The sequence below is a fragment of the Microbacterium sp. zg-Y1090 genome (assembly GCF_030246945.1).
Classification (GTDB): Bacteria; Actinomycetota; Actinomycetes; order Actinomycetales; family Microbacteriaceae; genus Microbacterium; species Microbacterium wangruii.
The window spans coordinates 1,145,960-1,159,643 of sequence record NZ_CP126742.1 but is presented as its reverse complement, the minus strand read 5'-3'; the positions used below and the strand labels follow the sequence as shown (position 1 = coordinate 1,159,643).

Here is a 13,684-nt window from a genome sequence, read left to right as displayed (position 1 = left end):
CCGAGGCGATGCGCGCGCGGCATGACGACGAGGAGGAACGATGACGGGCCTGGGGATGACGGCGGATGCCGCGCGGGAGGCGCTCGCCTTCTACGACGCCGGCGGGACCGGCCGCACGCCGCTGATCGTGCTCGTCCTGCAGCTGGCGCTCGTCGCCGGCGTGTACGCCTGGATCGCCCTCGCGCTGTCCGCCCTGTTCCGCAAGGTCGGGCGCCCGACATGGAAGGCGTGGGTGCCGGTCGTCAACGCCTGGGAGCTGTTCACGCTGGCGGGAATGCGCGGCTGGTGGGCCGTGGTGATCGCGGCGGTCGGCCTCGTCGCCGGCGTCGGGAGCCTCGCCGCGGTCGCACTGTTCGCGGCATCCGCGCTGGCGGCTGCTTCCGATGGCGATGACGGCGGCGCCGCCGGGGCGGCCATCGGCGCGATCCTCGTGCCTGCCGCGCTCATGGTCGGCTTCGGGGTGCTGGTGCTGATCCTCCAGGTGCGCATGGTGCTCGCCGTCACGCGGGGATTCGATCGCGGCGGCGGGTCCGCGGTGCTCGGCATCCTCCTCTTCCCGGTGTGGGCGAGCGTGCTGGGCTGGGGTTCGGCCCGCTGGGTCGGCTTGCCGTCCAAAACCCTGCAGCCGTCGCTGACCGCCCCGCCGCCCCCGCCGCCGTCGAGCCCGTTCACCCTCGGTGCTCCGGCTGCCGCTCACGCGCCGGCCCCGCCGGCCGGAGCAGCGCCCGCGTTCGTTCCGCCCGCGCCGGCGGCACCCACCGCCCCCACGGCGGCCGGCACGCCCGCCTCGTTCGCCACACCCGCGGCCGGTCGGCCCGCGTCATCCGTCGCGCCCGCTGCGCCCGGCCCGGGAGCGAACCCCTGGGCGCCGCCCGCGCCGCCGAGCCCCTCACCGGCATCCGCACCCGCGCCTGCCTCACCGGCGTCAGACATGATCGCCGCGCCCGCAGACCGGGGCTTCGGGTCCATCGTGGCCGAGGTGCCCCGTCCCGCGCCGGCGCCGGTCCCGGCGGCGTCCGCGCCTGCCGCCGTGGGCGTGCACGACGCGGACGATCTCGATGAGCGCACGGTGCTGGCCGCCCGCCGCCTCATCGGGTGGTCGCTGCGCCTCCCCGGCGGCGAGACCGTCGCGCTGACCTCCGATGCCGCCGTTCTCGGTCGCAACCCCGTCGCCCCCGCGGAGCACCCCGGCGCGCAGGTCATCCCGGTGGACGACGCCACGCGCACCGTGTCCAAGACGCATGCGCTGCTGCGCAGAGACGACGCCGACGGCTGGACGATCACCGACCTGGACTCCACCAACGGCGTGTTCCTCGCCGACGAGAGCGAAGTGACCGGCACGCCCGCGGTGTCGGGGACGTTCTTCCTCGGCGATGCGCGGCTCGAACTCCTCTCCGACGCCTGATGCCCGTCCCATCGATGACCGCTCCCCGCACGCTGCAGGTCACCTGCGGCGTGCGCACCGATGTCGGACTGCGTCGCCGCGTCAACGAGGACGCCGTACTCGCGGAGCATCCGGTGTACATCGTCGCGGACGGCATGGGCGGTCATGACGCGGGCGACCTCGCCAGCGCAGCGATCGTGTCGGTGTTCCGGGGTCTGGTGGGTCGCACCGATCTCACCCCCCACGACGTCGCCGCCGCGGTCGACGAGGCGCATACGGCGGTCTCGGCGATCGCGGCGACCCGCACCCGGGGCGCCGGCTCCACCCTCACCGGCGTCGTGGCCGTGCGCCAGGACGGCGTGCGGCGGTGGCTCGTGGTGAACATCGGCGACTCGCGCGTGTATCGCCTGCTCAGCGATCGGCTCGAGCAGCTGACGGTGGACCACTCCGTCGCGCAGGAGCTCGTGGACCAGGGTCGACTCGCTCGGCGCGAGATGTCCAGCTACCGCGGCCGCAACGTCATCACCCGTGCCGTCGGCGAGGAGCGCAGCCGCGCCGACTACTGGCTGCTTCCCGTCGTCACAGGGGAACGTCTGCTGGTGTGCTCCGACGGCCTGTCGGGCGAGCTGACCGACGAGGCCATCCGTGCCGGCCTCGCACTCGGCGGCGCTCCCCCCGGCACCGCGGCCGCGCTGGTCGAGCAGGCGCTGGCGCACGGCGGGCGGGACAACATCTCCGCGATCGTGATCGACGTGGTCTCCGGCGGCATGAGCCCGTCCCAGGAGGACACGACCGGCGGTCTGCCCGCGGGAGATGACGACTCCGCCACCATCGAGGTCTCGACGTTGCGTTCACTGCGCACGAGGGCACGCCGTGGCTGAGTGGTCCTACTCCCCCGGCGATCTGCCGGCGATCCTCGGCGATGACACCGCTGTGCTCTTCGCCGGCGCGCGCGCCACTCCCACCGCCCGCGCCGTGCTCGCCGGCGGCGCGGTCGCCGGCGGCTGGGAGAGCGCCGTCGACGTCATCGTGCGCGCCGGCCTCGCCGCCGCACCGCACTTCGTGGCCGCCGGGATCGACGGCACCTCCCTCACCGGCGTCGTGCGCGGATCGTCGAGGATCGTCGCCACCCACGTCGACGGCCGCGTGAGCGTGCTGACCGGCGCGGCGCAGCGCACCTGGCAGGAGTTCCACCTCACCGATGTGGCCGCCTTCGCCGCCGACGCGGGCGACGACGCGGCATCCCCCACCCGGCCGGCGCACCCCGGCCCGCTCGCGGCGACCCGCCTGCACGCACGGTTGATCCCGGCCCCGCACGAGCAGCTCGACCCCGATCTGACGCTGGACTTCTCCGACGCCCTGTTCGACCTCGGCGCGGCGCCCGCCGTCGGGCCGGAGCGGATGCCCGCCGAGAGCATGCCGGCCGGACGCTACGACGAGCTTTTCGGCGCGACGCTGCACCGTGCCGTGGAGGCGGCTGCCGTGCGCCCTCCTGAGGAGGACGTGCTCGACGATTCCCCCGCCGGCGGTGCCCGCGCCGGCGAGGACGCCCCCGCACCCCGCGCACCGCGGGGAGCGGTCGTGCTTCCCGACGGGCGTGTCCTGCCGCTGACGGGGACGCTGCTCATCGGCCGCAGCCCGCGCGCCGACGGGCCCGACACCGTCGGCCTGCCGACCCTCGTCACCATCGACGACCCGGATGTGTCGCGCACGCACCTGCGCGTTCGCGTCGACGACGCCCACGTGCTGCTGGAGGACCTGCGCTCCACCAACGGCACCGTGTTCACCGCTGCCGGCAGCGGCCCGCGGCGCCTCCACCCCGGTGAGACGGTGCGCGTCACCCCCGGGGCCGTCGCCGACCTCGGCGGCACCCGTCTCGTCTTCGAGGGGGTGCGATGATCCCCCGTTCCGGGCCCATCGACCTCGCGGGATTCACGCTCGAGCGACTGCTCGCCGCCGGGGACGATGCCGACGTCTTCCTCTACCGGCCCGAGCATGCCGGCGACTCCGTCGCGGTCAAGGTGCACCGCACCCCGATCGCCGACGAAGCCGCCCGAGTGCGGTTCGATGACGAGGCCGGGCGGCTGATCGCCCTGTCCGCCCATCCTTCGGTCGTGACGATCCGCCGTGCCGGAGTCGCTCGGGACGGCCGCCCCTATCTGGTGATGGAGTACTGCTCGAGCCCGTCCCTCGCCGAGACCGCCGCGGCGCGCCGGCTCGGCGTGGCCGAGGTGCTGCAGACCGCGGTGCGCCTGTCTGGAGCGCTCGAGACCGCGCACCGCGCAGGCATCGTGCACGGCGACATCAGGCCCTCCCACGTGCTCACCACCGACTACGGCTGGCCGGCGCTCACGGGCTTCGAGCCGTCCGCGCTCGGGGTCGGCGGCACGGGCGTGTCGGTGCCGTGGGCCGCCCCGGAGGTGCTCAGCGGCGGGGGGTTCGACCCGCGCAGCGACCTGTACGCCCTGGCCGCCACCGCCTACACCGTGCTCGCGGGCCGTTCTCCCTTCGCCGACCCGCGCGCTCCGCACGACCTCGCCCGCATGGTCACACGCGTGCTCACCGATCCGGTGCCGGCGGTCGGGCGTGACGACGTGCCCGCCGACCTCGAGCTCGTGCTGCGCAGTGCGCTGGCGAAGGACCCCGACCGTCGCCCTCAGACCGCCGGCGACTTCGCGCGGGAGCTGCAGCGCATCGAGGAGCGCCTGCACCTGCCGGTGACCCACGTCGACCTCACCTCGCCTGCCGCGCCGAACGCCTCGGATCCGGATGCCGCTGATGCGGAGCCCACGCTGCTCGCGCGGCGCACGGCGCACGACGACGCCACCCTTCTCGCCTCCCGCACGCCGACGGGGCCGGGCATCACGCCCGCACCCGCACCCGCACCCGCACCCGCACCCGCACCCGCACCCGACGATGCGACACTGCTCGCGTCGCGCGGCGGCCCCGGGGCCGGCGGCCCGCCACGGGCGGCGGACGACGGGACCCGTCTGTCCCGCCGCGCTGCCGCCGACCCCGCCGCCGCGCCCGTCGAGGCGCCGACCGCGGGCAGCCGGGCGCCCGCCTCACCCGGCGGGCCCGCGGACGCCGCCCGGCCGGCCGGCCGCACCGCCCGCGACCCCGGCAGCTCCAGCGGGCCGGTGAGCTACGGCATCCGCCGCGAGAAGCCGGCGCCGGTCCGCCGGACCGCCCCGGCGCCCGCGGAGCCCCCGATCGAACGCACGGCGCCCCGCGGCCCCGCCCGGGCGGCGCGGCGGAAGGTGCTCGTGCCGGTGATCGCGGTGGCGGCGACGATCGCGGTGATCGCGGCGGCCGCGGCGGGAATCGCCGTGCTGGTGGGGCTATGAGGGGGAGGAAGTCATGACGACGATGGACGCGCATGCCGTAGCGGAGGGCACACTCGGGATCGAGTTCTGCGGCGAGTGGCACCGGCCGGTTCCCGGCACGACGTTCTCGGTGGGGCGCGATGCCGATCTCACCGTGGACACCAATCGCTACCTGCACCGTCGCCTGCTCGCCTTCGACGCCGACGCGGGGCTGTGGTGGCTCACGAACATCGGCCAGAGCATCTCGGTGAGCCTGGCCACGCCCGACGGCGCCTACCAGGCCGTGCTCGGTCCCGGCGCACGCGTGCCGCTGGTGTTCCCCGAGCTCGCGGTGATGTTCTCCGCCGGCGCCTACACCTACGAACTCGGCGTGCACAACGACGCGGCGAGCTTCGTCGTCGGACGCGATGCGGCGTCGGACGAACCCGAAGGCGACGGCACCACCACGATCGGGGCGGTGAGCCTCACCCCCAGCCAGAAGCTGCTGCTGGTCGCGCTGTGCGAGCCGATCCTGCGCGGCGGCATGGTCGGCTCCAGCCAGCTGCCCTCGTCGGCGGCCGCGGCGGCACGTCTCGGCTGGCCGCTGACGACCTTCAACCGCAAGCTCGACAACGTCTGCGACAAGCTCGACCGTGAGGGCGTGCAGGGACTGCGCGGCGGTGTGGGCAGGCTCGCCACCAACCGGCGCGCGCGCCTGGTCGAGCATGCGGTGCTCTCGCGCCTGGTCACGCCCCAGGATCTGGATCTGCTCGAGGTGGCCGCCGCCGCGAGCGAGAAAGGCACCCGATGAAGATCCGCGCCACGCTGCGCCGCCCCGACGGCTCCACCGAGGACATCGCCCTGGCCGCTGAACCCGGCGTGCGTGTCGGCGAGGTCGCCGACTCCCTGGTCGCGCGCGACCCCTCGGGCGTCTATCGAGACCCCGCCTTCGCTCCCGGTGCCGTCACGCTCGAAGCGCACGCCCCCGCGGTGGGCGGCGTTCCAGAGGTGCTCGACCCGGACGACACCCTCGCCGACCTCGCGCTCGCGTCGGGCGTGGAGATCGGCGTGGTCGGTCTCGATGACGCCCCCCGCCCCGATGTGGCTTACATCGAGATCGTCGGCGGCCGGCATGCGGGGCGCCGCTACGCCGTTCCCCTGGGCTCGACGATCATCGGCCGCAGCGACGACTGCGGCATCGTGCTCGACGACCCGATGGTGTCCAACCGCCACGCGCGCCTGCACGTCGGACGCGACCGCATCGAGCTGGTCGACCTCAACTCCGCCAACGGCATCATCGTGCAAGGGGCGCCCGTCGGGCGCCTGGAGCTGCAGCACGGTCAGGAGGCGGAGCTGGGCAGCACGGTCATCCGCGCGGGGTACCTGCCCTCCGAGATCGCGCAGTCCTCCCCCATCGGCGAGGTGCGCTTCACCCGCTCGCCCAGCGTCGAGCCGCGCTACGTCGGCCGCGAACTGGAGGGCGCGGACCCGCCCATCCCCGGTGACCCGCAGCCGTTCCCGTGGGCCGCGGCGATCCTCCCCGCCATCGCCGGCATCGCCATGTTCGCCGCCACCGGGCGCGCGATCACGCTCATCTTCGTCGCCATCTCCCCGCTGATGATGATCAGCACCTGGGCGACGGCCAAGTCGCAGCAGCGGCGCAAGCTCAAGATGGAGCACGCCCGCTTCGTCGGCCAGATCGAACGCCTGTCCGCCCGGCTCGCCCGCGAGCGCGAGGAGGAATCCCGCATCCGCGCGCGGGAGGCGGTGCCCCTGCACGAGATCTACGACGCGGTCCAGCACCGTTCGCCGCTGGTGTGGACACGTCGCCCCGAGCACTGGTCGTTCCTGCAGGTGCGGCTGGGGGTGGGCGATGTGCCCACCCGCAACACGGTGAAGGAGACCGGCAACACCGACCGCGCGGTGCCCGAGCAGGTCACCCAGCTCGAGGAGCTCATCGCCTCCTACGAGCTCGTGCCCCGCACCCCGGCGGTGGAGAAGCTCTCGGATGCCGGAGCCCTCGGCATCGCCGGCCACCCCGCCGCCGTCGCGGCGTACGGCCGGGCGCTCACCGCTCAGGTGGCGGGACTGCACGCCCCCGGCGACGTCGTGATCGGCGGCCTGTTCGGTCCCGGCTGGGCCGCCCAGTTCGCCGACGCGAAGTGGCTGCCCCACGCCATGAACTCGGAGGCCGTCTTCGGCGGCGCTCCCTTCGCCGACACCGCCTCTGCCGCGGCCAATCTGCTGTCCCGGCTCGAAGAGGCCCTCAGTGCCCGCTCGCCGCGCGGTCAGGACGCACCCCTGCAGCTGGGCGCCATCGGCGACAAGCAGGCGGCGCTGGCCGCCGGCGCCGCCGTCGGGTCGGGCTCCGGTCCCGACGGCGGTTACGACGGGCCCCTGCCGGCGATCGTCGTGCTCATCTCCGACGACGCCCCCGTCGACCGGGCACGACTGATCCAGGTGCTCGAGCGCGCGGCCGGCCGCGGCGTCTACCCGATCTGGATGGCCGCCGACACCGCCGCACTGCCCGCCGCCTGCCGCACCTTCGTCGACATCGCCGCCGACGGCTCCGCCTCCGTCGGCTATGTGCGGCTGGGATTGACCATCGATCCGGTCGAGGTGGAGGGGCTGACGGTCCCCCAGTTCGCCCAGTTCTGTCGCCGGCTGTCGTCGTACGTCGACGCCGGGTCCATCGCGGCGGACACCAGCGACGTGCCCCGTTCGGTGCCGATGCTGCAGCTGATCGGCAAGGAGATGGCCACGGCGCCCGGCGCGGTCGTGGACCGCTGGGAGCAGAACGGCTCGATCCTCGCCTCCGCGACCCGCGCGCCGTCGACGCCGAAGCTGCGCGCCATCGTCGGGCAGGCGGCCGCCGGGGCGATGCACCTCGACCTGCGCGCCCAGGGACCGCACGCCCTCGTCGGCGGCACCACGGGCTCCGGCAAGAGCGAGTTCCTGCAGGCGTGGGTGCTCGGCATGGCCGCGGAGTACAGCCCGCAGCGTGTGACGTTCCTCTTCGTCGACTACAAGGGCGGCGCGGCGTTCGCCGAGTGCACCGCCCTGCCGCACTGCGTGGGGCTGGTCACCGACCTGAGCCCCCACCTCGTGCGCCGGGCGCTGGTGAGCCTGCGGGCGGAGCTGCACCACCGCGAGACGCTCTTCACCCGCAAGAAGGCCAAGGACATCCTCGACCTGGAGAAGCGCGGCGACCCCGACACCCCGCCGGCGCTGGTGATCGTCATCGACGAGTTCGCCGCGCTGGTCAACGAGGTGCCGGACTTCGTCGACGGCGTCGTGGACGTGGCCCAGCGGGGCCGCTCCCTCGGCATCCACCTCATCATGGCCACCCAGCGGCCCGCCGGTGTCATCAAGGACAACCTGCGCGCCAACACCAACATGCGCGTCGCACTGCGCATGGCGGACGAGGTGGACTCCGACGACGTCATCGGCACGAAGGATGCCGCGGGCTTCGACCCCGCCATCCCCGGCCGCGGCGCCGCGAAGACCGGGCCGGGCCGGCTGACGGTGTTCCAGTCCGCCTACACCGGCGGGTGGAGCTTCGTCGAGGAGGAGGCCCCGGAGGTGGAACTGGAGTCGTTCGCCTTCGGGCCGCCCCGCCGCTGGGAGGCCCCGAAGGCCGACGCGGAGTCGGCCGAGCGCGACCTCGGGCCGACCGACCAGCAGCGTCTGGTGTCCACGATGGTCGCCGCCGCGCAGTCGGCGTCGATCGCCGCCCCGCGCCGCCCGTGGCTCGACGAGCTGGCCGCCGTCTACGACCTGACGCTGCTGCGCCAGCGCACCGACCAGAAGCTCCTGCTGGGCGTGCAGGACGTCCCCCAGCGCCAAGCGCAGGACACGGTGTACTTCGAGCCCGACGACGACGGCCACCTGGCGATCTACGGCACCGGCGGCGCCGGCAAGAGCTCCACGCTGCGCACCCTCGCCGTCGCGGCCGGCATCACCCCGCGCGGCGGCCCCGTCGAGGTGTACGGACTGGACTTCGGCTCCGGCGGTCTGCGGATGCTCGAGGCGATGCCGCACGTGGGCGCGGTCATCCCCGCCGACTCCGGCGAGCGCGTCTCGCGGCTGTTCCGCATGCTCAAGCACGAGCTGGACCGACGCGGTGAGGCGTACGCGGCTGTCAACGCCGGCACCATCTCCCAGTACCGCTCGCTTGCCGGCCGCCCCGACGAGGCGCGCATCCTCGTGCTCATCGACGGCTTCCCCACGTTCCGCTCGGAGTACGAGGCGGTCACCGGACGCGCCGAGGCCTACCAGGTGTTCCAGCAGATCATGACCGACGGCCGCTCCGTCGGCATCCATGTCGCCCTCACCGCCGACCGCGGGCAGGCCGTTCCGACGGCGCTGCAGTCGTCGATCCAGAAGCGGGTCGTGCTGCGTCTGTCCGACTCCGACGCCTACGCGATGGTCGGCGCCCCGCGCGACGTGCTGTCGCCGGAGTCGCCCGCCGGCCGCGCTGTGGTCAACGGACTCGAGACGCAGATCGCCGTCATCGCCGGCACCCCCGATCCGAGGGCGCAGGCGCAGGCGATCGGCGAGTTCGCCGACGCCATGCGACGCCAGGGCCGCACCGACGCGCCGCCGGTGCGTGCGCTGCCGGAGGTGTACGGGTTCAGCGACCTGCCGCGCCACGTCGACGGCCGCCCGGTGCTGGGGCTGTCCGGCGACACCCTCGACCCGATCGGGTTCGACCCCCACGGCCTGTTCGTCGTCGCCGGTCCCCCGCAGAGCGGGCGCAGCAACGCGCTGCGTGCGATGGCCGAGGCGGTGCGCCGCGCCGACCCCGGCGTGCGCCGCTATTACATCGGCAACGCCCGGTCCACGCTGCGTGACGCCGTCGCCTGGGACGACACCGCCGTCGACGGCGGATCCGCCAGCCGCCTCATCGACGCGATCCTGCAGGACGAGCGAGGGCTCGCGGGCGTCGCGGTGTTCCTCGAGGGCGCGTCGGAGTACGCCACCTCTCTGGCCGAGATGCCGCTGTCGGACTTCGCCAAGCGCGTCAAGCGGGGCGACGGACTGCTGGTGGCCGAGGGCGAGACGAGCGACTGGACCACGAGCTTCGGCTTGCTGGGCGACATCAAGTCCGCGCGACGCGGGGTCGTGCTGCAGCCGGACACCCATGACGGCGAAGTGGTGCTCAAGACGGCGTTCCCGCGCCTGCTCAAGCGCGAGTTCCCGCCGGGACGTGCCATGCTCGCCGCGAGCGCGAAGACGGTGCGCGTGCACTTCCCGCTGGTCGACGGCGAGGCGGTCGACGCGAATGGGGACTACTCCCCATTGGCGGGTCAGCACGCCCTCCCATAGGTTGAATCACGTCGGCAGAGGAACTGCCGCTTCACGACACAAGGAGTGACCATGGCGAACCTCAACGTCACCTACGACCAGATGCAGAGCGCCGCGAACCGTCTGCGTGCCGGCCAGTCGGACTTGGAAGGCAAGCTGCAGGAGCTGCGCTCCCTCGTCAGCCAGCTCGTGCAGGATGGCTTCACCACCACCCGCGCTTCCGGCGCCTTCGACTCGTCCTACGAGCAGTTCACCTCGGGTGCGCAGCGCACCGTGCAGGGCATCGACGGCATGGCCCAGTTCCTCGAGAAGGCAGCATCGGCGCTGCAGTCCACCGACGAGCAGCTGGCCAGCTCGATCGGCTGATCACAGTCCCTCGACGCGGGGCCGGTCCTTCACGGCCGGCCCCGCGTCGTCGTCTGAGCGGGAGGGAACGGCCGTGGCCGATCTGAAACTGGACTTCGCGGAGCTGCGCCGCAGCGCCCGCACGGCCGAGACCGTCGCCAGCAGCTTCGCGCGCGCGGAGAGCATCGCCGCCGGTGCCGCCGCCGACACCGGCCATGACCGCCTCGGCGGCAAGGTGCGCGAATTCGGCGACAAGTGGGACATCGCCCGCGGCAAGCTCGAGGAGAACCTGCTCTTCATCGCGGACTACCTCGGTGCGGTGGTCGACACGTTCAGCGACCTCGACACCGACCTCGCCGCCGCGGTCAGGCCGGTGCAGGAGGTCCCGGACCCGACGCCGCAGCCCTCGCCCGGCGGACCCACGCCCGGGGCGCCGTCACCGGGACCCGCACCCGCCCCCAGCCCGTCACCGGGACCCGCCTCCACCCCCGCCGCGGAGCCGCCCGTGTGGGCACGTGACCTCACCGCCGACGAGATGACCCAGGGAGCGACCCGATGAGCGTCCTGCCCGGAAACCCCACCTCCCTCGCGGAGCGGTCGGCGTCGTACGTCTCGTCGGCCTCGCTGATCCAGCGGGCCGCCGACGACCTGCGTGCCATCGCATACGACAGCACCGCTCGGTCGATGGATGCCATCCGCGATCGCAGCACCGAGGTCGCCCGCGACCTCGACCGTGCCCACGAGCGTTACGACGGCACCGCCCGCGCGCTCCAGGAGTACGCCGTCGCGCTGAAGGCGGCACACGATCGCGCCGACGACGCCGAGGTCGCCGAAGCCCGTGCCGAGGCCGGTGCCGCAACGGCCGAGTACGACCTGCTGGTGTCCGAGCGGCGCCTGGAACGGCTCGGCGAAGCCGACGCGCCCGCCGGCAACCTCCGCTCCGCCGAGGATCAGGTGCAGGCAGCGCGCGCGCGGCGCACCCGGATGGATGCCGCGGCCCAGGCCGCCCGCGCCGAGATCGAGGCGGCCCGCCAAGACATGGAGCGGGCGGCCCAGACCGCGATCGACCGCATCGATGCGGCCATCGACGGCACGAACGAAGGGTTCTGGGACCGGGTCAAGAACTTCCTCGACGACGTCGGCGACTTCCTGGCGACCATCGCCCGCTGGGTGGGCGACTTCCTCGGAGACCTCTACGCCGAGCTGCAGCGCCTCATCTCCACCGTCGCCGCGCTGCTCGGCGTCGCCGTCATCCTGCTGCTGGTGTTCGCCGTGCTCGCGGCGCTGCCGTTCATCACGCCGCTGATCGCCGCCCTCGTCACGGCGGTGCTGGCCGGGTTCCTGCTGGTCAGCGTGCTGTCCGACGTGCTCAAGCCGACGCCCAGCGTCGGCGAGCACACCCTCACCGACCAGGAGGCGAACTCCTACAAGGGGCAGCCCGCCGACCTGTCGGAGGCGCTGTCCGAGACGGAGTTCGTGGACGGCTTGGGCAAGAGCTGGGACGACAACGGCAAGCCGACCAGCGTCGATGAGACCGTCATCTCCGTGACGCGGGTCGTGAATGCCGATGGGGTGGTGCGCTGGCGCGTCATCCTCCCCAGCACCCAGGAGTGGATGTCCCGGTTCGGCGAGCAGGGTGGCGTGCACGACCTCGACAGCAACCTCGCCCTCATGCTCACCCCCTCGCTGCGCTCGCAGTACGAGCGTGCCGTGATCGACGCCATGCAGCAGGCGGGGGTCGGCGCGAACGACCCCGTGATGCTCGTGGGCTTCAGCCAGGGCGGCATCATGGCCGGCACGCTCGCGTCGTACAACCGGGACTACAACTGGTCCGCGGTCGTCGCCGCCGGCGCGCCGATCGACCACATGCCGATTCCGTCCTCCACCTCCGTCGTCTCCGTGCAGCACAACGGCGACCCGGTGCCACGCCTGGACACCATCGTGAGTGTCGGGACAGACGGCTACGCGCAGCAGCGCCCGAACTGGACGACCATCCACGCGGAGTCGTCGGAGGCGCACAAGGGCGTCCACGGCATCCACAACGCCGGCGCCTACCACGAGACACTCGCCGAGCGGGTCGGCCAGGTGCCCCCGGGCACCGTCGCCGACCTCGACCGGTACTTCGTCGGCCACGACGGCGCCTACGGCTACCAGCGGCGGCAGTACGGCTGGTCGGAGAAGTGACCCGCGCACACCGCAGGCACGGGGCACGGGCGGGAGCGGCGACCGCAGCCGCGCTGCTGGCCGCCACACTCGTCGGCTGCAGCATCCTGCCGGGCACCGCCCCCGGCTCCCCCGCCCCGCAGGGCACCGACCAGGAAGACGACATGTCCCCCACCACCGTCCGCAGTGCCGTGGCTGAATCCGACCCGCGCGTCGTGGACGTGCCCACCGTCATGGTGAACCCGTCGGGCTTCGCCAGCGTCATGACCATCGCCGTCGCACTGTCCGGCGACGAGCCGGTGAGCACCGACACGGTCGTGCGCATCGCCGTGGCCGCGCTGGAGAACGCGACGACCGAGGTCGACCAGCTCACCCTCATCGCCCGGCCCGCGTCCGACGACTCCCGCATCCTCGACCTCACGCAGGCCGCCGCAGGGCTCCCCGACGCGGTGCAGTACCGCTTCATCAAAGACAGCCTGCAGCTGACCACGACGGACCCCGCGGTGATCGGCGGCGCGCGATGACCACAGCCGTCGCCCAGCCGCGGCTCGTGTTCCGGATGATCGGCACGTGGTGGCGGATCGACCTGTCCTCCCCCGAGGCCGTCGCCGACTCCACCAAGAAGATCGCCACCGGCGTGCTCGGGCGCGCCGATGAGCGCGCGACGGAGCGCGCGCGGCTGCGCGAGGAGTTCACCCGCGCGGCCACGGCCGCCGTCGAGGCGGATGCGCAGCTGCTGATGATCCAGACCGAGCTGGGTCCGGGACAGCCGATGTCGGCGACCCTCACCGTCTTCGAGGACGAGGGCATGCGCATGAGCCCGGCCATCGGCACCGGGGCCGACGCGGTGCTGACGGTGTTCGAGAAGTCCCTCCCCCTCATGGACCCCGATGGCGCGGGCACCGCGGTGCGGCGTCGCTGCATGGACTCGGACGTCGTCCGCGTGCACCGGATCGAGGAGACGGTCGAGATCGAGGACGGCGAGCGTTTCACGCAGCGCCGGCTCATCGCGCAGTACTGGTACCCGGTGCCGGGGAGCAAGCGCCTGCTCACCGCGGTGTTCACCACGCCCCTGGGCGACATCGCGCACACCCTGCTGTCGTACTTCGACGCGATCGTGGCGGCCTCGGCGTTCCAGGACGCCTGAGCCCGGCATCCGCGCGTTCGCGCACTCGCGCAC

At 73.4% G+C, this 13,684-nt stretch carries 11 protein-coding genes; all 11 read left to right on the top strand.

Features of this window, described 5'->3' with window-relative positions; genetic code table 11:
* Positions 1–40: 40 nt before the first annotated feature.
* The 11 genes from QNO26_RS05465 (at position 41) to QNO26_RS05415 (ending at position 13,651) form a co-directional block, all read left to right on the top strand.
* The gene (locus QNO26_RS05465; protein WP_257638269.1) at positions 41–1,405 is read left to right on the top strand and encodes an FHA domain-containing protein; all 1,365 of its coding nucleotides are present in this window, start codon (positions 41–43) and stop codon (positions 1,403–1,405) included.
* A gap of 14 nt (positions 1,406–1,419) precedes the next feature.
* Positions 1,420–2,265 carry a PP2C family protein-serine/threonine phosphatase gene (locus tag QNO26_RS05460; protein WP_257531619.1) on the top strand — a complete coding sequence of 282 codons (846 nt, stop codon included), beginning with the start codon at positions 1,420–1,422 and terminating at the stop codon, positions 2,263–2,265.
* Positions 2,258–3,283 carry an FHA domain-containing protein gene (locus QNO26_RS05455; protein ID WP_257638268.1) on the top strand — a complete coding sequence of 342 codons (1,026 nt, stop codon included), beginning with the start codon at positions 2,258–2,260 and terminating at the stop codon, positions 3,281–3,283. The genes QNO26_RS05460 and QNO26_RS05455 overlap by 8 nt, the downstream gene beginning before the upstream one ends.
* The gene (locus QNO26_RS05450) at positions 3,280–4,731 is read left to right on the top strand and encodes a serine/threonine-protein kinase (protein ID WP_285181746.1); all 1,452 of its coding nucleotides are present in this window, start codon (positions 3,280–3,282) and stop codon (positions 4,729–4,731) included. The genes QNO26_RS05455 and QNO26_RS05450 overlap by 4 nt, the downstream gene beginning before the upstream one ends.
* A 13-nt stretch (positions 4,732–4,744) precedes the next feature.
* The gene (locus QNO26_RS05445) at positions 4,745–5,500 is read left to right on the top strand and encodes an FHA domain-containing protein (RefSeq protein WP_257531622.1); all 756 of its coding nucleotides are present in this window, start codon (positions 4,745–4,747) and stop codon (positions 5,498–5,500) included.
* Positions 5,497–10,017 carry a type VII secretion EssC family protein gene (locus tag QNO26_RS05440; protein WP_257531623.1) on the top strand — a complete coding sequence of 1,507 codons (4,521 nt, stop codon included), beginning with the start codon at positions 5,497–5,499 and terminating at the stop codon, positions 10,015–10,017. Before QNO26_RS05445 ends, QNO26_RS05440 begins: the two co-directional genes overlap by 4 nt.
* Positions 10,018–10,068: 51 nt before the next feature.
* A complete protein-coding gene (locus tag QNO26_RS05435) occupies positions 10,069–10,362 on the top strand; it encodes a WXG100 family type VII secretion target (RefSeq protein WP_191717944.1) in 294 nt (97 codons plus the stop codon).
* Positions 10,363–10,435: 73 nt separating this feature from the next.
* Positions 10,436–10,900 (top strand): hypothetical protein, encoded by a 465-nt coding sequence (locus QNO26_RS05430; RefSeq protein WP_257531624.1) that lies wholly within the window; start codon positions 10,436–10,438, stop codon positions 10,898–10,900.
* Complete coding sequence (locus tag QNO26_RS05425; RefSeq protein ID WP_257638747.1) at positions 10,897–12,525, top strand: hypothetical protein; 1,629 nt, start codon at positions 10,897–10,899, stop codon at positions 12,523–12,525. Before QNO26_RS05430 ends, QNO26_RS05425 begins: the two co-directional genes overlap by 4 nt.
* Positions 12,522–13,028, top strand: coding sequence for a hypothetical protein (locus QNO26_RS05420; RefSeq protein ID WP_257531626.1), 507 nt, complete (start codon positions 12,522–12,524; stop codon positions 13,026–13,028). Before QNO26_RS05425 ends, QNO26_RS05420 begins: the two co-directional genes overlap by 4 nt.
* A complete protein-coding gene (locus tag QNO26_RS05415) occupies positions 13,025–13,651 on the top strand; it encodes a hypothetical protein (protein WP_257638748.1) in 627 nt (208 codons plus the stop codon). Before QNO26_RS05420 ends, QNO26_RS05415 begins: the two co-directional genes overlap by 4 nt.
* Positions 13,652–13,684: the final 33 nt, after the last annotated feature.